Origin of the sequence: Streptomyces sp. NPDC093221, from assembly GCF_044753885.1 — a bacterium.
Taxonomy (GTDB): domain Bacteria; phylum Actinomycetota; class Actinomycetes; order Streptomycetales; family Streptomycetaceae; genus Actinacidiphila.
Genome location: NZ_JBIVOA010000007.1, coordinates 334,059 through 359,133, shown reverse-complemented (window position 1 = coordinate 359,133; position 25,075 = coordinate 334,059). Strand labels below are relative to the sequence as shown.

At 72.7% G+C, this 25,075-nt stretch carries 19 protein-coding genes; 10 read left to right on the top strand and 9 right to left on the bottom strand.

Features of this window, described 5'->3' with window-relative positions:
• Window positions 1–1,605 (bottom strand): sensor histidine kinase, encoded by a 1,605-nt coding sequence (locus ACIQCJ_RS26330; RefSeq protein ID WP_402712704.1) that lies wholly within the window; start codon window positions 1,603–1,605, stop codon window positions 1–3.
• Window positions 1,602–2,264, bottom strand: a complete 663-nt coding sequence (locus ACIQCJ_RS26325) for a response regulator (protein WP_391051825.1) — start codon at window positions 2,262–2,264, stop codon at window positions 1,602–1,604. Before ACIQCJ_RS26325 ends, ACIQCJ_RS26330 begins: the two co-directional genes overlap by 4 nt.
• A 135-nt stretch (window positions 2,265–2,399) precedes the next feature.
• On the opposite strand from ACIQCJ_RS26325, the gene ACIQCJ_RS26320 reads away from it, so the two are divergent.
• Window positions 2,400–3,128 (top strand): PepSY domain-containing protein, encoded by a 729-nt coding sequence (locus ACIQCJ_RS26320; protein ID WP_402712703.1) that lies wholly within the window; start codon window positions 2,400–2,402, stop codon window positions 3,126–3,128.
• An 81-nt stretch (window positions 3,129–3,209) separates the two neighbouring features.
• On the opposite strand, the gene ACIQCJ_RS26315 is transcribed toward ACIQCJ_RS26320, so the two are convergent.
• Window positions 3,210–3,953, bottom strand: coding sequence for a substrate-binding domain-containing protein (locus ACIQCJ_RS26315; protein ID WP_402712702.1), 744 nt, complete (start codon window positions 3,951–3,953; stop codon window positions 3,210–3,212).
• Between the two features lie 35 nt (window positions 3,954–3,988).
• Here ACIQCJ_RS26315 and ACIQCJ_RS26310 point away from each other — a divergent pair, with 35 nt between their 5' ends.
• The 3 genes from ACIQCJ_RS26310 (at window position 3,989) to ACIQCJ_RS26300 (ending at window position 6,367) form a co-directional block, all read left to right on the top strand.
• Window positions 3,989–4,429, top strand: a complete 441-nt coding sequence (locus tag ACIQCJ_RS26310) for a protein-tyrosine phosphatase family protein (protein ID WP_355343584.1) — start codon at window positions 3,989–3,991, stop codon at window positions 4,427–4,429.
• Window positions 4,430–4,669: 240 nt separating this feature from the next.
• Window positions 4,670–5,287, top strand: a complete 618-nt coding sequence (locus tag ACIQCJ_RS26305; RefSeq protein WP_401720802.1) for a hypothetical protein — start codon at window positions 4,670–4,672, stop codon at window positions 5,285–5,287.
• 126 nt (window positions 5,288–5,413) lie between these two features.
• Complete coding sequence (locus ACIQCJ_RS26300; RefSeq protein ID WP_402712701.1) at window positions 5,414–6,367, top strand: GNAT family N-acetyltransferase; 954 nt, start codon at window positions 5,414–5,416, stop codon at window positions 6,365–6,367.
• A gap of 123 nt (window positions 6,368–6,490) precedes the next feature.
• Here the strand turns inward: ACIQCJ_RS26300 and ACIQCJ_RS26295 are convergent, their stop codons facing one another.
• Entirely contained in the window at window positions 6,491–7,717 is a 1,227-nt protein-coding gene (locus ACIQCJ_RS26295) for an FG-GAP-like repeat-containing protein (RefSeq protein ID WP_402712700.1), read from the bottom strand.
• A gap of 336 nt (window positions 7,718–8,053) precedes the next feature.
• Entirely contained in the window at window positions 8,054–12,367 is a 4,314-nt protein-coding gene (locus tag ACIQCJ_RS26290) for a glycoside hydrolase family 3 C-terminal domain-containing protein (protein WP_402712699.1), read from the bottom strand.
• 451 nt (window positions 12,368–12,818) lie between these two features.
• Between ACIQCJ_RS26290 and ACIQCJ_RS26285 the strand changes: the two genes are divergently transcribed.
• Window positions 12,819–16,079, top strand: coding sequence for a family 78 glycoside hydrolase catalytic domain (locus ACIQCJ_RS26285; RefSeq protein WP_402712698.1), 3,261 nt, complete (start codon window positions 12,819–12,821; stop codon window positions 16,077–16,079).
• Window positions 16,080–16,250: 171 nt separating this feature from the next.
• Window positions 16,251–16,553, top strand: a complete 303-nt coding sequence (locus tag ACIQCJ_RS26280) for a DUF1330 domain-containing protein (protein ID WP_402712697.1) — start codon at window positions 16,251–16,253, stop codon at window positions 16,551–16,553.
• A 31-nt stretch (window positions 16,554–16,584) separates the two neighbouring features.
• On the opposite strand, the gene ACIQCJ_RS26275 is transcribed toward ACIQCJ_RS26280, so the two are convergent.
• Entirely contained in the window at window positions 16,585–17,124 is a 540-nt protein-coding gene (locus ACIQCJ_RS26275) for a hypothetical protein (RefSeq protein WP_401720791.1), read from the bottom strand.
• A gap of 124 nt (window positions 17,125–17,248) precedes the next feature.
• On the opposite strand from ACIQCJ_RS26275, the gene ACIQCJ_RS26270 reads away from it, so the two are divergent.
• The gene (locus tag ACIQCJ_RS26270) at window positions 17,249–18,472 is read left to right on the top strand and encodes a cytochrome P450 (protein WP_355343608.1); all 1,224 of its coding nucleotides are present in this window, start codon (window positions 17,249–17,251) and stop codon (window positions 18,470–18,472) included.
• Here the strand turns inward: ACIQCJ_RS26270 and ACIQCJ_RS26265 are convergent.
• Window positions 18,453–20,828 (bottom strand): FUSC family protein, encoded by a 2,376-nt coding sequence (locus ACIQCJ_RS26265; RefSeq protein ID WP_402712696.1) that lies wholly within the window; start codon window positions 20,826–20,828, stop codon window positions 18,453–18,455. The two genes, ACIQCJ_RS26270 and ACIQCJ_RS26265, sit on opposite strands and share 20 nt — an antisense overlap.
• 125 nt (window positions 20,829–20,953) lie before the next feature.
• Between ACIQCJ_RS26265 and ACIQCJ_RS26260 the strand changes: the two genes are divergently transcribed.
• Entirely contained in the window at window positions 20,954–21,550 is a 597-nt protein-coding gene (locus tag ACIQCJ_RS26260; RefSeq protein WP_402712695.1) for an HD domain-containing protein, read from the top strand.
• A 172-nt stretch (window positions 21,551–21,722) separates the two neighbouring features.
• Window positions 21,723–22,703, top strand: a complete 981-nt coding sequence (locus tag ACIQCJ_RS26255) for a helix-turn-helix domain-containing protein (RefSeq protein WP_355343684.1) — start codon at window positions 21,723–21,725, stop codon at window positions 22,701–22,703.
• A 567-nt stretch (window positions 22,704–23,270) separates the two neighbouring features.
• On the opposite strand, the gene ACIQCJ_RS26250 is transcribed toward ACIQCJ_RS26255, so the two are convergent.
• Complete coding sequence (locus ACIQCJ_RS26250) at window positions 23,271–23,543, bottom strand: hypothetical protein (protein ID WP_402712694.1); 273 nt, start codon at window positions 23,541–23,543, stop codon at window positions 23,271–23,273.
• 10 nt (window positions 23,544–23,553) lie between these two features.
• Here ACIQCJ_RS26250 and ACIQCJ_RS26245 point away from each other — a divergent pair, with 10 nt between their 5' ends.
• The gene (locus ACIQCJ_RS26245) at window positions 23,554–24,177 is read left to right on the top strand and encodes a thaumatin family protein (RefSeq protein ID WP_355343620.1); all 624 of its coding nucleotides are present in this window, start codon (window positions 23,554–23,556) and stop codon (window positions 24,175–24,177) included.
• On the opposite strand, the gene ACIQCJ_RS26240 is transcribed toward ACIQCJ_RS26245, so the two are convergent.
• On the bottom strand, window positions 24,150–24,947 hold the full coding sequence (locus ACIQCJ_RS26240; RefSeq protein ID WP_402712693.1) for an alpha/beta fold hydrolase: 798 nt from the start codon (window positions 24,945–24,947) through the stop codon (window positions 24,150–24,152). The two genes, ACIQCJ_RS26245 and ACIQCJ_RS26240, sit on opposite strands and share 28 nt — an antisense overlap.
• Between the last annotated feature and the right edge of the window lie 128 nt (window positions 24,948–25,075).

Below are 25,075 nucleotides of genomic sequence, written 5' to 3'. Positions count from 1 at the left end.
TCACACATCGGCGGCCGGCAGCCGGAGTTCGAAACGGGCGCCGCCGCTCGGCGCGGCGCCGACAGTGAGCGTGCCGCCGTGCCGGTGCGCCACGTCACGGGCGATGGCCAGGCCGAGTCCGGCCCCGCCGTCGTCCCGGCTGCGGGCCTCGTCGAGCCGTACGAACCGCTCGAATATCCGCTCGCGCTCGGCCTCCGGTACGCCTGCGCCGTCGTCGGCGACCGCGAGCACGATCCGGCCGTCCCCGCGGCGTACGGACACGGTGACCTCGGTGCGCGCGTGCCGTTGGGCGTTGTCGAGCAGATTGCGCACGAGCCGGGCCAACTGGCCCCGTGACCCGTTGACTTCCGCTCCCAAGGCGGCGTCCTGACCGATGTCGACGGCGACCGGCGTACGGTCGGCGGCTCGCCCCTCGGCCTCCTCGCGCACCAACGCGGCCAGATCGACCGGCCGTTGCGTCGGGGTCTCCCCCGCGTCGAGGCGGGCGAGCAGCAGCAGGTCGGCCGCGAGCTGCTGGAGTCGCACGGTGTCCTTGACGGCGCCGGGGACGTCGAGCAACTGCGGGTGCGCGGAGCCCACTTCGAGCTGCGTGCGCAGGGAGGCGATCGGGCTGCGCAGTTCGTGCGAGGCGTCGGCGACGAAGCGGCGCTGCCGCTCGACGGACGCTTCGAGGGCGGTGAGCGTTTCGTTGGTGGTCCGGGCCAGCCGGGCCACCTCGTCGTGCGCCGCGGGCTCCGGCACGCGCCGGGAGAGGTCCTCCGAGGCCGTGATGGCGGCCATCTCGCGGCGGATGCCCGCGACCGGCGCCAGTGCGCGGCGGGTGACCAGCCAGGTCACGCCGCCGACGACCGTCAGCAGGACGGGCAGTCCCGCCAGCATGACCACGGTGGTGGTGCGCACGGCGCTCTCGCGCGCCGCGAGCGAGGCGCCCGCGTGGACCAGGACCGTCTGCCCCGCGAGGTCGGTGGCCTTGACCGTCGCGAAGCGGTAGGCGGCGCCGCGGCCGTCCAACGTGGCGTGTCCCGCGCCCTCTTGGACGGTGCCGCTGATCTCGCCGACGACGGGGTCGGCGGTGCCGGTGGGCGTGGCGTGGTCGTCGCTCCCCCGGCCGCTGGGGGTCGTCTCCTGCGCGTCGCCGTCGCGCCCGCCCTTGCCCCGGCCACGGCCGCCGCCTGCGCCGCCGTGGTCGTCGGCGGTCCCGCTCGGCGACACGGTCGGTGGCGGCGTCGGTGCCGAGGTCGGACTGACGGTGGGTGTCGGCTCGGGCGCAGACCCACGCGGCCTGACGTCCGGCACTCCCGTGCCGCTGATCTTCTCCAGGGTCCTGCTCGCGGCGAGCAACCGCCCGTCGGTGGTGGTCACTTGGACGGGCGCGTCGTCGGGGAGGGCGAGCCCTGAGTAGAGCGCGGCGTCCGCCTTGCGGGTCGCGACGGTCACGGCGACGCGGCGTGCGGTGTCGTTGGCCTGGCTCTGGGCCTGCTCGGTGAGGTTGGCGCCGAGCGAGAGGAGGACCGCGATCCCGGCGGCCACCATCGCCACGGTCACGACGGCGGTCGCGCCCAGCACCGTCTTGGCCTGCACGGAGCCGAGCGGGCGGCGCCTCATGACGTGACCAGGCGGTAACCCGCGCCGCGTACCGTCTGGATGGTGGTTGCGCCCAGCTTGCGGCGCAGCGCGCTGATGTAGACCTCGATGATGTTGGGGTCGCCGTCGTAGGCGAAGTCCCAGACGTGCTCCAGGATCTCCGGCTTGCCGACCACCTGGCCCGCCCGGACGGCGAGTTGTTCGAGGACCGCGAACTCCTTGGCGGTGAGCGCCACTTCGTCCTCGCCGCGGAACACCCGCCGGGCGGAGGTGTCGACGGCGAGGCCGCCGACCCGCAGGACCGGCGAGGCACCGGGAGAGGCCCGGCGGCGCAGCAGTGCCTTCACCCGTGCGACGAGCACGACGTAGGAGAACGGCTTGGTCAGATAGTCGTCCGCGCCGGTGTCCAGGCCCTCGGCCTCGTCGTACTCGCCGTCCTTGGCCGTGAGCATCAGGATCGGTACGTCGTTGCCCGCGGCGCGCAGCGCGGCGCACACGCGGTAGCCGTTCATGCCGGGCAGCATGATGTCGAGGACGACGAGGTCGTAGGCGCGGTCTCCGGCCAGGTGCAGTCCCGAGAGCCCGTCGTGGACGACGTCCACGGCGAAGCCCTCGGCCGTCAGTCCCTTGGCCAGGGAGACGGCGAGTCTCTTCTCGTCCTCCACGATCAGCAAGCGCATGGGCCCACCCTCCCAAATCGAACCTGAAGCGATCTTCAGGTCGCTTCAGGCTGCCTTCAGCTTGCTCCGGCCATCGTGTTGGCACGGACACAGCAACGACACAGGCCGGGTACAGCCCGGCCGGGGAGGCTCCTCATGAAGCGCAACATCACCGTCGCCGCCGTCGCCGCGGCGGCCCTGCTCGCCGGTGGCGGCTACACCGCCATCGCCGCGGGTGACGACCACAACGGCCGTGCGACGGCAGTCCCGAGCGCCACGTCCCCGCACGACGCGGGCGACGACCACGGCGGCGACCGCCGTACGCCGTCGACGGGTGCCCCGACGGGCGTCCCGCGCACCGGCGCCCCGACTCCCAGCAGCACCGGCCTCACGGCGGCCGAGGCCGTGACCGCCGCGCTCACGCTGTATCCGGGGACGGTCGTCTCCGTCGAGCGTTCCCGCGCGGACTTCTGGGAGGTCAGGGCGCTCGGAAAGGACGGCGTGCTACGCGAGTTGAGGGTGAACGCGACCTCCGGCACCGTCAGCCTGGACGGTCACCGTGGCGGCGGCCGGGGCGGGGCGACTCCCCGCCCGACGCGTTCGCCCGGAGGTGACGACCACGGCGCGGGCACCCCGAGCCCGACCCGCTCCCCCGGAGCCGACGACCACGGCGCGGGCACCCCGAGCCCGACCCGCTCCCCCGGAGCCGACGACCACGGCGCGGGCACCCCGAGCCCGACCCGCTCCCCCGGAGCCGACGACCACGGAGGTGACGACCACGGAGGTGACGACCACGGAGGTGACCGGTCGGGCGACGGTCATGGGAGCGGGCACGGCGCGGACGACGGCGGTCAGCACAGGGGCCGGGGCGGCGACGACTCCTGAGCCGTGGGCGCGGCGGGTACGTCAGGCGGGTCGCGGTGCCGCCGCCGTACCCGCCTCTCCCGGCCCCGTCGTGACCGGGCGTCAGCTGTCGGAACGCTTCCGGGCGGGTCCGGTGCCGTGGCGCACGATCAGGTCGGGGCGCAGGAGGTGGAGGGTGTCGGTCCGCGGACCGGTGCGGGGGATGGCGCGCAGGAGGAGTTCGACGGCCTGTCGGGCCATCTGGCGTTCGGGGATGGCGACCGTGGTGAGGGCCGGTCGGGAGAGCCGGACCTCGGCGTTGTCGTCGTGGCCGTCGACCGAGAGGTCGTCCGGGGCGGAGCGGCCGAGGGCCCCGGGGGCCTCCAGCACGCCGAGTCCGAGAACGTCGTGGGTGGCGAAGACGCCGGTCACGCGCGGGTCGGCGGTGAGGGCGGCGGTCGCGGCGGCGAAGCCGCCCTCGGGGGTCGGTTCCGGGGCGAGGAGGACGGCGGTGTCGGGTACGGCGAGGCCGGCGGCGGCGAAGGCGCGGCGGAAGCCCGCGATCCGGACGGTGTGCGCGGGGCTGGCGACGGCGGCGACCCGCTCGTGGCCGAGGCCGCGCGGGTGCCGTCCCGCGAGGTGACCGGCGCCCTCGTAGTCGATGGTGACGACGGGGAACAGCTCGGGGCCGCGTTCTCCCAGGCGCAGAGCACGACGGGGAAGCACGTCCACCAGCAGCGGGAGGTGGTCGATGAGGTCGCGGTCGCCCGCTATCAGCAGGGCGTCGACCGAGCGGCCGGACAGACCGGCCATGATCGCCTGTCCGCGCGCGCTCGCCGTGCCCGGTGTGGCGGCGGGTCCGCGCACGGGTCGCGACCGGCGGGTCTCGGTAGGGTGCCGGGATGACCGAGAGCTGGGACCCGTCGGGCGACGGGATCGTACGGTTTCCGTCCGGTGCGCTGGTGCGCGGGCGCGGTCTGCGCCGACCGCTTCCGGCGGGCCCGACGCCGTCCTTCGGCGTCTATCTGCTGGGCGGCGAGCCGCCGTTGACGCGCTGGGAGGCGCGGTGGGTGCGCTGGCCGGATTTCCGGCTGCCCGCCGATCGACGGCAGGCGCGGGCGGCCTTCGAGGAAGCGCTGGCCCGGGCGGCGGACGAGCGGGTGGAGGTCGCGTGCGGCGGCGGCATCGGGCGCACCGGAACGGCCCTCGCCTGCATGGCCGTTCTGGACGGGGTCCCGGCGGACGAGGCCGTCGCCTTCATCCGCCGGCACTATCACCACCGCGCCGTGGAGACGCCGTGGCAGCGCCGCTTCATCCGGCGCTTCGACCGCGCGGAGCGCTGAGCGCGCGCCTGCGGCGATCCCCAACGCGCCAGACCGGTACGGGAATCCGTCATCGCTTGTTCGCTGATCGTAACGCGGGCGAAATGCCGGTTTGATGTCCTGTCGAGTCACAGAACGGCCCGGTCCCCGGCCTCTTCGTGAGAGCCGTACCGGAGGCGCTCAGGGCTCGGGGGCTCGGGGGCTCGGCGGACCCAGCGGTTCCGACGGGTCCAGCGGGTGAGCGGGGGGAGGACGGCCCGGATGGCGATGGACAGCGGGTCGGCGGCATGGGCGGACGGACCTCAACCGCCGAGCGGCCGATGTCTGGTCAGTGTCGAACTCGGTATGGACCTCGGCGTCGAACTCGCCGTCACGCAAAGGGACATGCCCACGGCCTCGGTGGCCGACCGACCGGCGCCCGCGCTCTCGCTGGCCGTACGGACACCGGGGCGGCAGGCCGTCCTGTCGGCCGCGCCCGGCGCGGCCCTGCCGGGTGAACACCGCGTCCTGGACGAGCACTTCGTGGTCGACGCGGACACCCACGAGGCGCCGAAGTGGCGGCAGCTCGCCGATGTGCTCTACGGGAGCAGGTCGCGCTCGGCAGGCGACGCGAGCCGCTGGCTGCTGGCCGTCACCGCGGCGCACGACACCTGCCGGATAGCGGCCGTTCCCTTGGTCAGGGACGGCGGTTGGGCGGTGCTCGACACCACGGACCGGCAGATCACCTTCGTACCGGTGACGACCTCGCTGCGACCCTGGTTACTGCCGTCGTGCCTGCTCGGCTGGCTGACGGCGGGCGGCACACTCCAGGAACTGGCCGCCGCCCGGCTGGACTGCTTCCCCGCCGAATCGGACGCCCCGCGCCCCGGTGAGGGCTGAGCCCGATCCGGCTCTGCCGCCCCCGAATTCGGTGACGACACGCCCGCCCGTGTTCTCGGCCGCCGCGACCGGTGGGCCCGGAAAACCGTTCGACGGCTCCGCCGAGTCCTGACACTGTGGCGGACCATGACCGACTTCGAGCTGCTGACCGCCGCGGACGTACAGCTCATGCAGGACATGGCGCAGCGCGTCACCGCCGTGCGCCCTGACCTGGTGAACACCGACGCGTCGTACGGCGAGCTGGCGTGGAACTGGGGCAAGGGGCATGCCGCCGGCGGCGCGAACTGGCCGCGGCGGCTGTGGTTCTCCGGCGGGGAGCCGGTCGCGTGGGGCTGGGCCCAGCTTCCGCACCGGCTGCGGCGCAGCGACGGTTCTGTGCGGGATGCGACCGGCGCCTATCTGGCGTATCAGGTCCACCCCGACCACGCGGGACTGGTCGACGAGGTGATCGACTGGTTCCACGCCACGACGCCGGACGTCGAGCGGACGGTGGTGCCGAGCGGCGCCGACACGTTCGGCCTGGCGCGGTGGGCGGCGCACGGCTACGAGCCCGATCCGGCCTCGCTCGGCGAGAAGGGGTCCTGGACGCAGCTCAACGAGCGGGAGCTGACCGACGTCGAGGAGCCGCTGCTGCCGGACGGATTCCGGTTCCGCACCGCCGAGGAGGCGGGACCGCAGGCCGCGGTCCGGGCCCATGTGGACGCGTGGGCGCCCTCGACGTACACGGCCGAGAGCTATGAGGGTGTCCGGCGGGCGACGGGCTACCGCGCGGATCTGCACCTTCTGGTGGAGGCGCCGGACGCGACGATGGCGTCCTCGACCATCATGTGGTTCGACGAGGCGAACGCGACCGTCGAGTTCGAGCCGGTCGGCACCCATCCGGACTACCGGCGTCTGGGGCTGGCCAGGGCGATGCTCCTGCACGGCATGCGTCGCGCGCGGGCCGCCGGGGCCACGCACGCGACCGTCGCCTGCCTGGGCGCGCCGGGCTATCCGGCGGCGCGCACCCTGTACTACGGCGTCGGATTCCGGGAGTTCTCGCGGGACGCGCCGCTGATCAGGGTCCGCGCCTCCGCCTGAGCGGTCCGCGCCGGGAGTCACCAGACCAGCGCGGCGATCGGCGCACCGACCGCCACGCGCAGCCTCCTCGACTCCCTGGCGGGCCGTCCGCCGGACGCACCCGTCCGGTGACTCCCGGCGGGATCAGAACAGCGCGTCGCCCTCGGACAGGCTCACGCGCGCCCCGGTGTCGAAGACGCCCTCCGACGTCCCCGCCGAGTACACGCGCATCTGCCCGGTGGTGGCGGCCACGAGATCGGGCAGCAGGTCACCGGTCAGGTCGCCGATGCCGAGGAGCGTGGTGAAGGGCGTCCAGCCGCCGGTGCCCGCCAGGACGCGGGCGCCGAGGCGGCCGTGTCCGTCGCCCGGATAGAGCCACAGCTTGCCCGTGGACAGCTCGGTCACGACGAGGTCGGGGCGGCCGTCGCCGGTCAGGTCGCCGGGGGCGGCGAAGGCGCCCATCACGTTCCAGCCGGGGCCGACGAGCAGGCGGGTGCCGAAGGTGCCGTCGCCCCGGCCGGGGTACATCCACAACTGGCCGGTGGTGTCGCGGGCCAGCAGATCGCCCTTGCCGTCGCCGTCGAGGTCTCCGGCGGCGGTCGCGGCGGTCATCGTGTTCCAGCCGGGGCCCACCAGGAGCCGGGCGCCGAAGGTGCCGCGGCCGGTGCCCGGATACATCCACAGCCGGCCGGTGGTGTCGCGGGCTAGCAGGTCCTCCGTGCCGTCGCCGTTGAGATCGCCGTGCCGGGTCAGCGCCGACATGGAGTTCCAGCCGGACCCCTCAAGACCGGCGGTGCCGTCGCCGGGCAGCCGCCACAGCTTTCCGGAGTACGTCCGCAGCAGCAGGTCCTGGCGGCCGTCGCCATTGAGATCGCCGAACGGCTGGGCGGGGCGTTTGAAGACTCCGTACGGCGCGAACCACGGCAGGTACTCGGGGCCCCCCTGGCACTCCCGCAGGGTGTGCGCCCAGCGGAAGGAGCTGAGGTTGTGGTCGAGGGTGGCGCCCGGGCTGGTGAACCGCGACAGCTCCCAGCGGTCGTCGCCGGTGCCGGTGGTGTCGGCCTCGACGTCGTGGACGGCGTCGAGGTACTGGTAGTCGGCCAGGCTGTACATGCACAGGGCGTGGTAGCCGGTGCGGTTGTAGACCGAGGACGCCTTGTCGTCCCACGCGCCGAGGGTCGGCTGCGCGGCGGTGTAGGACGTCATGGTCCCCTGGCCGCCGGGCTGGTCGAACAGGCACAGGGCGCCCTGCGGGCACCGGTCGTAGCCGGTCGCGGCTTGCGCGGGGGCGACTCCCCCGGCCACAAGTCCGAGCGCGACGGCGGTGGTCAATAAGGTGGCGCGCAGTGAGGCGCGCAGTGAGATACGCATGACGGTCCCCCCAAGGAACATCCGGCCCGCCGGGCGGGTGCGGGCCGGGCACACCTTAGTCGTGCCCGGCCCGGCGTGTACGGCACTCGGCGGTACCGTTCCCCGCCCGGGAGGGGTGGACGGGGAACGGCGGTCATGGTCCGGCGGGTCCTGTCGGGCCTAGGGCGTGTCCGTGAAGTCGCGTCGTCCGCCCGGAGGGCGGGGCTGGCGGTGTCTGGTGCGTGCGATCGCAAGGCGGAGGGTCGTCCTCATAGTGGGCCTATTCGGATGAGCCCGACAACGCAGCGAGCGTGCGTGCCAGGCGCCGCCAGCCAGACGAGACTTCACGGACACGCCCTAGGTGACGGTCAGGCCGAAGACGTGCAGCCGGGTGCCCGCCTGATCGCCGGTGACCGTGGTCGGCAGGGTGACGTACGCCAGCGTCCTGCCCGCGGCCAGCGGGATCCTGGTGGCGTACAGGCTGACGGCGGTGTCGGCCGGATAGCCGCTGTTCGGCGGACGGTTCCAGCGGGGTGCGGTGGCGACGGGTTCGTCCTCGGGGAGCGGGGTGCTCGGGGTCCAGTTGGTGAGGGCGAGGGTGAACGGGGCGGTGCTGCCGTCGGTGTACGTGAGGGTGCCGGTGCCCGATCCGCTGCCGTTGTTCGCGGCGCCGAGGAACCACAGGGCAGATCCGCTCGTGTCCACCGCGATGTGCTGTCCGGCCGCGACCACGTTGTCCGCGCCGCCCGGTGCCGGGTCCGGCCAGGTGAAGGTGGCCGGGCCGTGTGCGACGGGCTGGCCCGGCTTGACGCCGACGTCGGCGAGGGCCTGGGCGGAGTAGCTGAATCCCGCGCCGTCGAAGTCGGCCCCGCCGGGGGCGGTCTCGTCGCCGACCCCGGTGTTGTCGTAGGCGGCGGCGAGTGATCCGTACAGCAGGGGCAGTGCGAGCGATCCGCCGTCGAGCGGGTGGTCGTGGCGGGCCACGGTGACGGTGCCGGTGAGGTCGAGCGCCGCGGAGGTGGCGTTCGCGCCGACGGTGACGGTCAGCTTGGTGGTGGCGGTGGCGCGTGGACGCAGGGTCACCGCGGCCCGGGAAGGTGTGACGGTGACGCCGGTCGGCGCCTTGATGTCGGCGGCGACGGTGACGGTCTGGTCGGTCGCGTTGCGCAGGGTGAGGGTCGCGGGGAACGCGGTGCCGGTGCGTGCCAGCTTGGTGGCGGAGGTCAGTCGCGCGGCCACCAGCGGCGCGGTGGTGACCTGTTGGCCGCCGGAGACGCTGAATCCGCCGCTCGCCGTGGCCGTCGCGGTGAGCCGCCACAGGCGGTTCTGCGCGTCGGCGGGCGGGGTCACCAGCCATGAGGTGCGCGGGCGGGTGCGGGGGTCGACACGGTTGAAGGTGGCGGGCGTCAGGGCCCGTACGGTCCATCCGGCGGGTACGTCGAGGCCGAGCCGGACGTGCTGGAGCGTGCGCGTGCCGCCCGCGGTGAGGGTGGTGGTGACCACGTTGCCGTGGACGGGGTCGAGCGCGGCGGGGACCTGCGCGGTGACGGTACGGGCACCGGTGGTCGTGGTGAGGGTGTGGGCGCCGGTCAGCGGCAGATCGCGGGAGGAGTTACCGACGTAGATCCGGTACGTGCCCGGAATCGTCGTCCAGGCGTGGGCCTTGGAGTCCCAGGTGCGCAGGTCGTCGGGCGCGAGGGTGAAGGTGACGCGCCGCGACTGTCCGGCCCGGAGGGTGACGCGCTGGAATCCCTTGAGCTGCTTGGGGGGTTCGCCCGCGCCCGCCGGGTCGCCGACGTAGAGCTGAGCGACCTCGGAGGCGGTACGGGTGCCGGTGTTCTTCACCGTCGCGGAGACCTTCACCGGCCCGGTCGTGCCGGTGACGCCCGGTGAGACGGTGAGCCCGCTGAAGGAGAAGGACGAGTAGGTCAGGCCGTAGCCGAACGGGAAGAGCGGGGTGAGGTGGTGGGCGTCGTACCAGCGGTAGCCGACCTCGAGTCCCTCGCTGTAGTGGTAGTCGGTGGTGTTGGTGGCCACATCGACGGTGCCCGGGTAGCGGGACGGGTCGGCGGTCGGCAGTTGCGCCATGCTCGCGGGCCAGGTCTGGGGCAGCTTGCCCGAGGGATTGACGTCGCCGAACAGGACGGAGGCCAGTGCGGCGCCGTTCTGCTGGCCGCCGTACCAGGACTCGAGGACGCCGTCGACCTTGTCGAGCCACGGCATGAGCACGGGCGCGCCGGTGTTGAGGACGACGATCGTGTGCGGGTTGGCCGCGGCGACGGCGGCGACGAGGTCGTCCTGCGCGCCGGGCAGGGTGAGATTCTGCCGGTCGCCGTCCTCGCTCTCGTCGTCGTTGACGACGACCACGGCGACGCTGTCCTGTCGTGCGGCGGCCGCCGCGGCGGCGATGGCCGCGGTGTCGGGCACCTGCCAGCCCAGGGTGACCGAGCCGTTGCCCGGCGGGCTGGTCGGCGTCCCGGCGACCGGTCCCGTGGGGCCGTTGACCGGCTGGTAGTTCTCGACCGTGATCGGGGTCCGCACGCCGCCCTTGAGGCGGATGGCGGACACGCCGGGGCCGTACTGCGCCCAGTCCTGGAAGACCGGCTGCCCGTCGAGGGTCATCCGGATGCCGCCGGTGTTGGCCATCGAGAAGGTGTACGTGCCGGTGACGGGTGCCGTCAGGTAGCCCTTCCACCGCACGGAGAATCCGGCCGGGTTGACACCGGGGCCGGGCGCGGCCGTGTAGTGGTCGTCGACGGTCGGCTCGACGCGGGTGAGCGCGGGGGCGCCGGACAGGTCGAGGTTGTTGAAGTACTGCGTGGTCAGGCCGGGTCGGCCGTCGGCGGTGGTGAAGGTCGCGGCCGGTACGGTCGGCAGCTTGTCGGTCACGCCGGGGACGTCGACTCCGGTTCTGCCGATGGAGACCTGGGCGCCGGTGCCGTCCGCGCCGAAGGCGGTCAGTTCGGCGATCGACCACCAACTGTCGGCGGTGCCGGTCTGTTCGATCCTGATGTAGCGGGCCTGCCGGGCGGCGAAGGTCGCGGTGACGACCTGTCCGGTGCCGGCGCCCTCGGCGACCGGGTCGCCCCATGTGGCGCCGTCCGCGGAGAGCAGGACGCGGTAACCGCGGGCGTAGTCGGTGCTGTTGCCCGCGTCCAGGGTGACCCGGTCGACGCTGTGCGAGGCGCCCATGTCGACGCTGACCCACTGGCCGTCGGCCATCGGGGTGCCGCTGGACCAGCGGGTGCCCGCGTTGCCGTCGACCATGTTGTGCGGCTGGTCGGAGGGGCCGGCGGAGGAGGACGCCCGGGCGGCCCAGGAGCCGAGGTAGTCGACGCGGCCCTTCGTCCCGAGCCGTTGGGCGATGCCGTCGGCGACGGTGACGACGGACGAGGCGTCCACGGGTACGTGCGAGCTGCCGCCGCCTCCGGTGATCGGCGCGTCCTTGGCGGCGGCGCCGATCACGGCGACCGTGGGCGTCCTGGCGGGGTCGAGCGGGAGCAGCCGGCCCACGTTCTTCATCAGGACGGTGCCCTGCGCCGCGATGTCGCGCGCGGTGGCGACGTGCGCGGGGGTGGTCGCGGTCGCGGAGGGCGAGCCCGGTGCGGTGTCGAAGAGGCCGTAGGCGAATTCCTCGGTGAGCAGCCGGGCGACCTTGTCGTTGAGCACGGCCATGCCGACCTGCCCGGAGCGGACGGCGTCGGCGAGCGGCTGTCCGAAGTTGCCGGGGGCGGGCATGGTGAGGTCGAGACCGGCGTTGGCGGCCCGGACGGTGCTGCGGGCGCCGTCCCAGTCGGTGACGACGAATCCGTCGAAGCCCCAGTCCTGCTTGGCGGTCCGGTTCAGCAGATACGCGTCCTCGTTGGAGTGGACGCCGTTGACCAGGCTGGTGGCGGCCATGATGGAGGCGGCGTCGCCCTGCTGGACGGCCTGCTTGAACGCCGGGTAGTAGATCTCATTGAGGGTACGTTCGTCGACGATGGCGTTGCCGTTGTTGCGGTTCTGCTCGGTGTCGTTGGCCGCGAGGTGCTTGAGGTCGGCCATCACGCCCTGGGACTGGACGCCTTGGACGTACTTGGTGGCCATCGCGCCGGACAGGTAGGGGTCTTCACCGGCCATCTCGAAGACGCGTCCGCCGCGCGGGTCGCGCTCCAGGTTCACATCGGGTCCGAGGTTGACGCTGACGCCCTTGGTCTTCGCCTCGGCGCCGACGACCTGTCCGTAGGCGGTCTCCACGGCCGGGTCCCAGGTGGCGGCGGCGGCGACCGGAGCGGGCATGGCCGTCGTGCCGCCCATCACCACGCCCGCTCCCCCGTCGTTGAGGTTCAGCGCGGGTATGCAGAGCCGGGGCAGGGGGGCCACCACGCCCGCGTAGCCGGGGAGTTGGCTGCCGTGGGTCATCGACAGCTTCTCGTCGGTGGTCATCCGCGCGAGCACCTGCGCGGCCCGCTGTTCCGGGGCGGCCTTGGAGTGCAGCCAGGGACAGGCGGCCGTGCCGCTGTCGGCCGCGGCCTGTCCGGTGACGGCGGGCAGCAGTCCGGTGGCCGAGGTGAGCAGCAGGGCGGCGGTCAACGCCCGTACGAGCCTGGCGGGTCGGGCCCGTACGAGCCTGGCCGGTCGGGCCCGTGCGGGCCGTCCGCCGTCGGGCTGCGCTGCGGGGTGTGCGGTCATCGGTGTCCCCTCTGGAGTACGTCGCGCGGTGCGCGGCCGTGGTGCGGCGCCGCCTGCCCGGTCAATCGATTCATTCCGTCGTCGCGCCGAACGGGCCCGCCTCACAGGGGCGGTGCGGGGCCGGTCGCCGGGCGCGGGCCACGGGGGACGCGCCGTATCCGAAGCGGGGCAGACCATATAACGATTCAACAGGAGCCGTGGAGAACCTAAGTCCATCTCAGCGGCCGGTCAATAGGCATGCGCCCGGAATTACCCGAAAGCCCACGACAAGGAAATTGAAACGTCTTTCAATGTCGACAACGATGTCTGATCCGATGGATCGGGTACACACCCCCGGATGGCGGCTGCACGCAACCGGGCCGCGTCAGAAGTATTGACGCCCCGCCGGGCGTTCTCATACGTTTCTCACGCCCCAATGGAGTGAATCGTTTCACTCACCGCAAGGAGTCCGATGTCCGGTTTTGCGCGGGAAAAACTGTCGTACGGGATCGCCGTCGCGGTGCTGGTGACGTCGCTGTCCCTGGGCGGCGCGCCCTTCGCTCGCCCCCCGGCCGCGCAGGCCGCGTCCGGCGGAATCTCCGTGGGTGAGCTGACCGCTGACGCCACGACGGATCCGCTGGGCATCGACGATCCGCGTCCCGCGCTCGGCTGGAAACTGCGCGCCGCGGCCAACGGCCAGCGGCAGAGCGCCTATCGGGTGCTGGTGGCGAGCGACCCGGCCCGGCTGAACTCCCCGAAGGCGGACGTCTGGGACAGCGGCCGGGTGGCGACGGACGACTCGACCGGCGTGCCCTACGGCGGTCCCGCGCTGGAGTCCTCGCGCACCTACTACTGGAAGGTGCAGGTCTGGGACGCCTACGGCCGGGCGTCGGCCTGGAGTCCGGTCGGGCGCTGGGAGATGGGCCTGCTGAACTCGGCGGACTGGAAGGGCGCGCGGTGGATCACCCCGGACACCGGCGGCGCCGACTCCTGGTCGGACTTCACCCTGGACACGGACTTCACCATCAAGGCGGGCGCGGCGAGCGTCCTGTTCCGCGTCAAGGACAGCCGCGACTACTACATGTGGCAGATCAACGCGGCCTCGACGCCCGGCAAGGTGCTGCTGCGCCCGCACGTCCAGAAGGACGGCTCCTTCGCCACCCTCGGTGAGGTCGACCTCAGCCCGGTGGTCACCACGGCGAACGCCGGAGCGCCCCACCACCTGACCGTCCGGGCGGACGGCGCCACGATCACCACCTCGGTCGACGGCACGCGGGTGGACACCCGGACCGACACCACCTTCACCGCCGGCACCCTGGGCTTCCGCACCTCGACCACCGGCAACGTCGCCGAGCACGCCCTGTACGACAACCTCGTGGTGCGCGGCCTGGACGGGGCCACGCTGTTCTCCGACGACTTCTCCGCCTCACCCGACCCGTCCTTCCCCGACTCGGCGGTCACCGACGGGCAGCTCGAACCCAAGGGCGACCCGACTCTGCTCGACCCGAACCCCGCGGCGCCCCTGCTCCGCAAGGGCTTCACCCTCGACGGCCGGAAGAAGGTCACCAGGGCGCGGGCGTACGTCTACGGGCTCGGCTTCTACGAGATGCACCTGAACGGCGCGAAGGTCGGCGACCGGGTGCTCGCACCGGCGAGCACGCCGTACGACCAGCGCGATCTGTACGCCACGTACGACATCACCGGCTCCCTCAAGCAGGGCGCCAACACGGTCGGCCTCTGGCTGGGCAACGGATACGGGCCACGGTTCAGCCCGTACGGCTTCCGCTGGACCGGGCCCAAGCAGGCCGTCGTGCTGCTCGATGTCCGCTACTCCGACGGCACCCGGCAGAGCGTCGTCAGCGACGACTCCTGGAAGTGGTCGACCGGCGCCGTCACCGCCAATGACCTCTACGCGGGTGAGAGCTACAACGCCCTTCTGGACAAGCCGGGTTGGGACCGCGCCGGGTTCGACGACTCCGGCTGGCAGCCGGTGCGGACGGTGGCGGCGCCCTCCGACAAGCTCGTCGCGGACACCATGCCGCCGGTCAGGGTGACGGACACGCTCCGCGCGGTGAAGCTGACGCAGCCTCAGCCCGGCGTCTACGTCTACGACTTCGGGCAGAACATCGCGGGGTGGGAGCGGCTGCGGGTGACGGGTCCCGCCGGGACGACCGTGAGGATGCGGACGGCGGAAGAGGTCGGCGCGGACGGGACGCTGGACACGGCCACCAACAGGTCGGCGGCGTCCACCGATTCCTACACTCTGGCGGGCGCCCGTACGGCGGAGACGTACGAGCCGCGCTTCACCTACCACGGCTTCCGCTATGTCGAGGTCACCGGCTTCCCCGGCGAACCGGCCCTGAGCAGCCTGGACGCGCGCGTGGTGCACGCCGACGTGGCCTCGACGGGCACCTTCTCCTCCTCCGACGCGCTGCTGAACCAGATCTGGCGGAACAACCGGTGGAGCGTCCTCAACAACTCGATGAGCGTCCCGACCGACAATCCGGTCCGCGACGAGCGGACTCCTCCCGGCATGGACGTGCAGGCGTATCACGACGCGTCCACCCGTGAGTTCGGCATGGACCGCTACTACGCCAAGTACCTCCAGGACATGCCGCCCGGCACGGCCCTGCCGAACGACGCGGGCAACGCGCAGCAGCCCGACATGGGCGGCAACCAGATCACGCTGGCGTGGACGCTGTACGAGCAGTACGGCGACCTGGCGACGCTGGCGGCCACGTATCCGGCGATGAAGGCGTTCGTCGACAAGAACGCCGCCGATGTGCCGGGGCACATCTGGCCGAGCGACCGGGGCTTCGGCGACTGGTGTCCGCCGGACCGCGGCGCCAACGCCAACGGCGGTCGCGGCGGGCCGAACGCGGGCGCCTGCACCAGCGAGGTGTCGGTGGTGAACACCGCGCTGTCCTACCTCCAGGCGGTGGATGTCGCCAAGTCGGCGACGGCGCTGGGCCACAGCGCGGACGCCGCCCGCTACGGGACGCTGGCGCGGGACATCAAGGACGCGTTCAACGCCGCGTTCCTCAACGCGGCGGGCGACACCTACGGGGACGGGCGGCAGACCACGAGCGTGCTGCCGCTGGCCTTCGGCATGGTGCCCGCGGCGCATGTGGCGGCCGTCGGACGGCAACTGGTCGCCACCATCACCGAGAAGGACGGCGGACACCTCGACACCGGCATCTTCGGCACCCGCTACCTGATGGACGCGCTCGCCGCGATCGACCGGATCGATGTGGCGATGACGGTGCTGGACCAGCGCACCTACCCCGGCTTCGGGTACGAGATCGGCCAGGGCGCGACGAGTTCGTGGGAGCAGTGGACGTACTACTCCAACATGGAGACCCACGACCACGCGATGTTCGCCGGTGTCAACGCCTCGCTCTACACGCGGTTGGCGGGCATCGAGCCGACCGGGCCGGCCTACCGTACGGTGACGGTCGCGCCGCGGATCCCTGCGGGGATGCGGCACGCCGCGGCCTCGATCGCCACCCCGCGCGGCACGGTCGCCAGTTCCTGGACCGTCGCGAACGGCCGGACCACGCTCGACGTCACGGTGCCGGTCGGCTCGACCGCGACCGTCCATCTGCCGCTGCCCGACGCACGGCATCCGCGGGTCAAGGCCACGCACGGCGCTCGACTGCTGCACAGCGACGGCGAGGAGGCGGTCTACGCGATCGGTTCCGGCCACTGGCGGTTCACCGCGGCGGGTCGGTGAGCCAATCGCGGACCGGAGCGTGACAGTCACGCCAATTCCCGCACGGCACGGGGACTTTGGGACCATTGCGCGGCCGTCCCGAATTCGGCATGCTGAGCGCCGGATCACATGTGATCCACAGCGTTCCACGTCCTGTGACGTATTTCGCAGCCGAATTCGGGGAGACCGCAGATGACCGCGTACGTCCTGCTGGAAATCCAAGTGACCGACATGGCCGCCATGGCGGACTACCGGGAGATCGCCCAGAAGGCGGTGTCCGAATTCGGCGGCGAGTACCTGATGATCAACGCCAGGCCCGAGGCGGTCGAGGGCACGTGGGACGGCACCAAGGGCCTGACGCTGCTGTCGTTCAGCAGTGTGGAGCAGGCGCGGGCCTGGTACGACTCGGACACCTACGCGCCCGGCATCGAGATCGCCAAGAAGGCGACCGTACGGCGCCTCGCCATTCTTCCCGGCTTCGGCGAATCGGTCTGACCGGTTCGGCGCCGTATACGGTCGGCGCGGATCAGGGCAGTTCGAGCATCGGCTCGCCGCAGGACTGGCATTCGGCGTACACATCGAGGTCGTTGAGGATTTCGGCGTATTCGCCGTGTCCCTTGAGCGCGGCCGTGGCCGCGAGCAGATAACCCGTGGTGACCTGGTCGTGCTCGCCCGCCACCAGCGTCTCCCCGAGCAGGGCCAGTGCCTCGGGGAGCGCCTGCCGGTACGCCTGCGCGAGGTCGTCGGGCAGGCCGTCCCAGACCTGTCCGTACTCGCCCGAGCACATGGCGACGAGCCCGATCACGTACAGGTAGTCGTCCCTCTCGGCCGCCGGAAGGCCGCGCGCGATGGCGACGATGTGCGGCACGGCGGCGTACGCGGCGGGCCAGGCGGTGCCCTCGGAGCAGAGGTACGGCCACAGGTCGTCGAAGCGTTCGCGGTCGGCGGGGTGGTCGAGCAGGTGGCGCAGTTCGTCGGGCACGCAGGGGGCGTCGGAACCGCTCTTGCCGTTCGACCGGTCGCGGTGGTCGAGCGTGGTCCAGCGGGGGTCGTCCAGAGGCAGCATGGCCAGGAGTGTAGGGGTCCGCACAGGGCGCGAAAGCGCCTAGGTGCGGCTGCCCGCCGTGCCCTAGCGTCGTGACCGCCCGCATGCCGTACGCGCCCGTGAGCAGGGAAGCAGAGGACGTATCGTGACCGTCATACCGCAACCGCCCGACATCCTCTCGCCGCAGTTCGCCGCCGACCCGTATCCGGCCTACCGCGTCCTGCGGGAGCACTACCCCGTCGTCTTCCACGAGGGCACCGGCAGTTGGCTGCTGTCGCGGTACGAGGACGTCGAACGGGCCTTTCGCGACCCGGTGTTCACCACCGACAACTACGCCTGGCAGCTCGAACCGGTGCACGGCGGGCGGACCATCGTGCAGATGAGCGGGCGGGAGCACTCCGTCCACCGGGCGCTGGTGGCACCGGCCTTCCGCGGCCGGGAGTTACGGGAGCGGTTCCTGCCGGTGATCGAGCGCAACGCGCGCGATCTGATCGACGCCTTCCGTGACGCCGAACAGGCGGACCTGGTCGATCAGTTCGCGACCCGCTTCCCGGTCAATGTGATCGTCGACATGCTCGGGCTCGACCGCGACGACCACGACCGCTTCCACGCGTGGTACGCCGCCGTGGTCGGCTTCTTCGCCAATCTCGCGCAGGACCCCGAGGTAGCCGAGGCCGGGATGCGCGCGAGCCGGGAGCTGGCCGCGTATCTGGTGCCGATCGTCCACCGGCGGCGGGCCGAGCCGGGCGAGGACCTGCTGTCGTCGCTGTGCACGGCGGAGATCGACGGCACGGTGATGACCGACCAGGACATCACCTCGTTCGTGAGCCTGCTGCTGTCCGCGGGCGGCGAGACCACCGACAAGGCGATCTCCGGGATGTTCCGCAATCTGCTGGCCAACCCCGAGCAGTTGGAGGCCGTGCGGGCCGACCGCGACTTGGTGGCGGCGGCCTTCGCGGAGTCCCTGCGGTTCACTCCCCCGCTCCAGATGATCATGCGGCAGCCGGCCCAGGACGTCACGCTCCACGGCGTCACCATCCCGGCGGGCGCGACGGTCACCTGTCTGATCGGCGCGGCCAACCGTGACGAGCGGCATTACGACAGGCCCGACACCTTCGACATCCACCGCACGGACCTGACCACCGCGAACGCCTTCAGCGCCGCCGCCGACCACCTGGCGTTCGCGCTCGGGCGGCACTTCTGCGTGGGCGCGCTGCTGGCGAAGGCCGAGGTGGAGGTCGGCGCCAACCAACTCCTGGACGCCTTCGCCGAGATGGGCTTCGCCGACGGGACGCCGGCCCCGGACAGCGGGGTGTTCGTCCGCGGTCCGCAGCGCCTCGACCTGAGCCTCACGCCCGCGACGACCTGACCCGCAGCGCCGGACGCGGGCCGAACGGGCCGCGGCCCTGTCGCAGGGTCGCGGCTGCCCGCGCCGGGCGCAGGATGCCCGCCTGGAGGCGGCGGGCCGCGTCGATGTGGTCGAAGGTCCAGATCATCTTGACGGCGGTGGAGGTGCCGCGCCCGTCGTCGGCGGTGAGGTCGCGGCGTACGGCGTCGAGCAGCCGCCCGTCCGCGGCCTCGTCGCGGGCGGCACGGTCGGGGACGGCGCCGGAGCCCGCGAGGGCCCGCGCGGCGGCCTCGTACCAGCCGACCAGCAAGGTGCCCGCGTAGAGGATCTCGCCGCGGGCCGCCGTCCTGTCCTCCTGCGAGGTGACGGTCTCGCGCTCCCACAGGTCGAGGATCGCGTCGGAGGTGAGCCGCAGCGCGGCGACGCCGGTGATGAGGGTCGTCACGTCGGCCAGCGGGATGTGCTTGGTGCCGCGCTCGGCGAGGAAGCCGCGGAAGGCGTCGTCGAGGCGGCGCGAGGCGGCGGCGGCCCGGCGCCGCTCGTCCTGCGGGGTGGCGGGCGCGGGGGCGGCGGCGTCGCAGCGGGCGACGCCGTACTGGATGGCGCCGCGCAGATAGTGGGCGCCTTCCTCGTAGGCGTCGGCCAGTGCCTGGCCGAGGGCGCGTCCTGCCCCGCGTGGCCAGAACAGCGCCCCGGCCACCAGGGAGACCCCGCAGCCGAGGGCGACGTCCTCGACGCGGACGAGCCCGATCTGCCAGCCCGCGGGCTCGATGATGTTGTAGAGGATGAGCAGGACGGTGGTGAATCCGGCCTGTCCGGCGGCGAAGGAGATGGCGGCGGGCGCGAGTCCCGCGAAGGCCACGGCGAAGGGCAGCAGCAGCCACAGGGCGGTGGTGTGGGTGCCGACGCCGTAGACGATGCCGCCGCCGATGACGAAGCCGACGCCCGTGCCGAGCAGGCCGCGCAGCGCGTTCTGGCCGGTGCTCAGGGCGTTGGAGCGCAGCACCGCGAGGGTGCCGAGGACGACCCAGAACGAGTGCTGGACTCCGGTCGACTCGGCGAGCAGGACGGCCAGGGCGAGCGCGATGGCGCCGCGGACGCTGTTGTGCAGCCAGACGGAGTGGCGCTCGACGTGGGCCCCGGCGCGTTCCTGCGCGGACGACAGGAAGGACGGCACGCCCGAGGGCCCGCGGCCCAGGACGTGGTCCCACCAACCGCGGCGCAGGGCGGCGACGGTGAGGCCGATGTTGGTGGCCATGGCGGAGATCGCGAAGCTCATCTCCTGGGCGCGGAAGCTCGGTTCGAGGGCGCCGAGGATTCCGGCCACGGCGTCGTCGGCGGCAGGGGTGTCGGGCGCGCCGGACGGGCCCGGCGCGTCGGCGGAGCCTGACTTCGCCGTCCGGGGCCGGTGCAGCGGCAGATCGCCGGTGACGGCCGTCTCCATCGCCTCGCGGGCGGCCTCCAGCCGCCGCAGGTCGCGCTCCAGCTCCGCGGAGCTGTCGGCGACCGACTCCAGGCTGGCCGCGCCGTGTTCGAGCAGGGTCGCGGCGGCCACCTTCACGTCGCAGACGACCGCGTCCGTCGGCCCGGGCTCCTCGTCGAGTGGCATGCGCTCCAGGATCGCGTCGAGCCACACCACCTGGTCGACCAGCCGGACCAGCGTGCGCGCCGACGTGGACAGCCCCGTGGGGCGGTACGGCGTCCCGAAGAACGAGGTGCGCAGCGCGGCGACGGCGGCGCCCGCCTCGTCGGACAGCGCCCGGTACTCGGCCGCGCCGACCGGTCCGAAGCCGCCGCGGACGCAGTCGACCTCGGAGCGCAGCCGCCGGGCCAGCAGCGCGCACGCCGTGGCGGTGGCCAGCCGCAGCGGTTCGCGCCGGGGCGCGGGCCACAGCAAGCCGACGGCGATCACCGACGCCGCGCCGGCCAGCAGCCAGCCCGCGAGCCGGTCGGGCAGCGCGCTCACCGGGGCGGGCAGCGTCACCGGCAGCACGAAGGCGACCAGCAGCGCGGTCGAGGCGCTGGCCAGCACCGAGCTGACGACCCCGGCGAACAGCACGAGGAAGCCGACGACGAGGGTGACCAGGACGGCCAGCCACGCCGTCCGCGAGGCGAGCGTCCCGACGGTGACCAGGACCGCGCCCGCCGCCACCAGACCGGTCTGCACGGCGAGCCGTTGGCCCATCGCGCCGCTGAAGTCGACGAAGAGCAGCCCGGACAGCGCGCCGAACGAAGCGAAGGTGGCCATGGCCGGGTTGCCGACGACCTTGTCGCACAGGGCGAACAGGGCGGGCATGACGATCGCGGCGCGTCCGGCGCGGCGCAGCGCGGACAGGTCCGCGTCGCGGGTGCGGAGCCAGTTCAGGACGTTCAGCACGGCGGTGCCCCGTGTCGTCGTGCCCGCCGCGCCGCGTCCGGTTCTGTGGTCATCAGCAGAGCATCGCACTCCGTACGGCCGCCCGCGGGCCCCCGGCGCGGGGTGTCGGGTCATACGCTGCGGAAGTGATTCTTCCCACCGCCGAGAGCGTGCGCGCGCTGCACGAGAAGTACGCTCCGACCCGTGAGTCCCTGTCCCTCGTCCGCACCCACTGCGAGATCGTGGCGCGGATCGCCCTCGACCTGGCCGCGCGTTCGCCCGAGCCGGTCAACACCGGGCTCGTCGAGACCGGTGCGCTCCTGCACGACATCGGTGTCTACCGGCTGGGCGACGACGCGTACGTCCGGCACGGTGTGCTCGGCCACGAGCTGCTGCGCGCGGAGGGCCTGCCGGAGGAGCTGTGCCGTTTCGCCTCCCACCACACCGGCGTCGGGCTGACGCGCGCCGACATCGAGCGACAGCGGCTGCCCATCCCGCCCGGTGAGTATGTCGCCGAGTCCGTCGAGGAGCGGCTGGTGATGTACGCGGACAAGTTCCATTCGAAGTCGAGCCCGCCGAAGTTCCTGGACGCCGCCGCGTACGCCGGGAAGGTGGCGCGGTTCGGCCCGGACAAGGTGGTCGCGTTCCGCGCGCTGATCGCCGAATTCGGTGAGCCGGACCTCGACCCGCTGATCGCCGAGTACGGGCACCGCGTCCTGCGCGGTGACGCGCGAAGGACCTGACCGGAGGGTGTGCCGGGGCGGCGGCCCGGCCGGGTGCCGTACGGGGCTCGCCGGGGCGCATGGCAAACTCACCGGGGTCGCCGACGCGGCGCCGTACGTTCCGCTTTCCGGGACGGCCGGGGCGGGCACGACGTCGGCGGCGCGATGTCGCGGTGCGGAAGTGGGTGTGGCGATGCTGGCGGAGACGGTCTTCCGCAGCGAGGACCTGGCGGTCGAGGACCGATTCGACGCCTGGCGCGAGTGCATGAACCGTACGCACGCCCCGATGCGGCTGGAGAGCGAGTGCGCGGCCGACTTCAAGGCGCATCAGCGGCTGATCGGGCTGGGCGCGGTGTCGATCTGGCCCGCGACCTTCGAGCAGCTGGTCTTCCTGCGCACGCCGAAGCTGATCCGGCAGTCGGACCCGGAGGTCTACCACCTCTCGCTCCTGCTGAGCGGTGAGGCCGGGGTGTCGTGGGGCCGGGAGGAGAACTCCTACGGCGCGTTCGACATCCACACCAACGACTCCTCGCGGCCGTACGAGATCTGGACCGGGCACGGGTCGATCTCCTCGGTGGGCGTCGAGATCCCCAAGGTGCTGCTGCCGCTTCCGCAGCACCGGCTGGACAAGGTGATCGGGCGGCACATCACCGGACGCGAGGGCGTGGGCGCGCTGCTCGCGCAGTTCCTCACCCAGCTCGCCGCGGACACCGTGCCGTACGCGCCCTCCGACGGTCCTCGGCTGGGCGCCGTGCTGGTCGACCTGGTGGCGGCGCTCCTCGCGAACGCCCTGGACGCCGAGGCGGCGCTGACACCGGAGACGCGGACCCGGGCGCTCACCTTGCGGGTGAAGTCCTTCATCCGGCAGAATCTCCACGACTCGGAGCTGACGCCCCGTCATATCGCCGCGGTGCACCACATTTCGCGCAGTTACCTGCACCGGCTCTTCCAGGCGGAGGACGAGACGGTCGCCTCGTACATACGCCGCCTGCGGCTGGAGGGCGCACGCCGCGACCTGGCCGATCCGGCGCTGCTGGAGACGCCGATCCATCTCATCGCGGCCCGCTGGGGCTTTCCGCGGGCGGCGGACTTCAGCCGCGCCTACCGCGCCGTCCACGGGGCGGCGCCCACCGACCACCGCCAGCGGTCCGTACGTCCGGGTGCGGGTTCCTAGGGTGGCTCCGGCCGTTGTGGACGCATTGCCAAGTCGTCAGGCGACCGGCTGCTAACGACAGGCAGGTGCCGTGACCGGCAGGCTTGCCCGTGCATGCCCCAGGTCGGACCCGCCACCCGCGGACCCCGGCCACGGGGCGGCCCGTCCGTCGCCCATGAGGGCGGTCCACGGACGGTTCGCCGACAGACAGGAACCGATCATGCAGATCGACACGCCGAAGGCGGCCCGCCGCCGCGCCAACTGGCTCCCGTTCCACGACGACGAGACCTAGCGGAATCCCGGACGGCAGGCGCCGGTCCTTCCTCCGCGCCTCGGCCGGACGGCCGGGGCGCGACGGCGGTTGCGGTCCGAATGACAGGGGCGGGAGCCACGGGGGTGTTCCCGCCCTTCGCCATGCCGTCGCCGGACGGTTTGTGTTATCCGGCCGCGTCCCACGGGGTCTCCGACGTGTACCGATGCACGTGGCACGGCTGGAGGCGGCACGATGGGACGCAGGCGGCGGACGAGATCCGTACGGGGCTGGTGGGGGCTGGTCGTGGCCGCCGTGGTCGCGAGCGGGGTGGTCTACTACTGGCCGTCCTCGCCGGGCGGTGACGGGTCCGCGAGTACGGAGGCGGTGACCCGCCAGGCCGCGGCTCCGGCTCCGGCGACCCCGACCGTGTCCGGGTCGCCGACGGCGTCCGCGACCGCGACCCGCGCGTCCGCCTCACCGTCGGCGACCGCGCGCCCGTCGCAGCGGCCGAGTCCCAAGCCGTCGTCGCCGAAGCCGTCCGCGCCGAAGTCAGCGGCGGCCGGGGCCGGTTCGGGCGGCGGGCGGACGATCACCCTCGTCAACCGCACGCAGGAGACGGTGTGGGCGATCGTCACCGGCACCGCCGCGTATCCGAACGGCCGGGAGCTGCGGCCGGGGCAGAGCACGTCCCTCACCGTGGGCAACAAATGGGGCGGCCGGATCTGGGGCCGTACCGGCTGCACGTCCGGCGGCCAGGGCGCGTGCCTGACCGGGGACTGCACGTCGCAGTGCTCGGGCGCCAACCCGCCCACCACGCTGGGTGAGTTCACCTTCGACGCGTACGCCGGGCTCGACTTCTACGACGTGAGCATGGTCGACGGCGCGAATCTGCCGATGTACATCAACATCTCGCACACCGTGACCGCCGATCCGGTGAGTGCGACGGGCTGCTACAAGGGCGCGTGCACCAAGCCGGTGGACTGCCCCAGCGCCATGCGGGCCATGTCCGGCGGCCGGGTCGTCGGCTGCAAGCCGCCGTGCGCGGCCTTCGGCGGGGACACCTACTGCTGCCAAGGCGCCTGGGCCGGGCGGGAGAACTGCGTGCCGTCGAAGTGGCCGGTGGACTACACGCAGGTCTTCAAGAAGGCCGCGCCGTACGCCTATTCGTACGCCTTCGACGACGCGGCGACGATGTCGTGCAAGGGGCGGTGCGACTACCGGGTGACCTTCGGCGTCACCTGAGGCGTGCGCGGGGTCTCGCTCCACCGCTCCCCCAGGAAGTCCTTCAGCAGGTGGGTGACGGCGGCGGGCCGTTCCATGCTGGGCAGGTGTCCGGCCCAGGGCAGTTCGAGGTGGTCGGCGTCGGCGAGCAGTCCGGGCAGCCGGGCGGCGATCTGCCGGAAGTCCGCCAGGTCGTGGGCGCCGGAGACGACGAGGGACGGCGCCCGTACCGCCGCGAGGTCGTACGGCGGGCGGAGCTGGTCGAACTCCTCGGCGGCGAGCTGTACTTCGTAGGCGTTCCGCTGCTGGACGCGTACGGCCCGCCGGGCGGCCTCGTCGCCCTCGGGGCCGATCCAGGTCTCGACCATCAGCTCGACGGCGCCCGCGAGGTCGCCCGCCTCCAGCAGCGCCTCCTCGCGTTCGTCCAGCGCGTCGAGTTCGGCGGAGGCTTCGTGCCCGGCCATTCCCGGGCACAGCAGCACCATCGCGCCGACCCGCTCGGGGTGGCGCGCGGCGATCTCCAGCGAGGTCTTGCCGCCGTAGGAGGCGCCGACGAGCGCCGCCTGACCGATGCCGAGCGTGTCGAGGAGTCCGATCACGTCGTCGGCGTTGTTGTACGGCGCGTCCGGCGCCGGGGTCCGGCCGAAGCCGCGCAGGTCGCAGCGGACCACGCGGTAACCGGCGTCGGCCAGCGGCTGCCATTGCGGGTCCCACATCCGCCGGTCGCAGACCCCGGCGTGCAGGAATACCAGTGCGGGGCCGGCGCCCGCCGTGTCGTAAGAGAGAGTCATCCGGCAGACGGTACGCACCGCGCCGCGTGATTCCCTCCGGTTTTCGCTCTCGGCGACACTGTAGGCCGCCGCTGCCGGGGCCGAACATCCGGTGTCCGTCAGGCGCTTGCCGGACGCCGTGGCCGCGG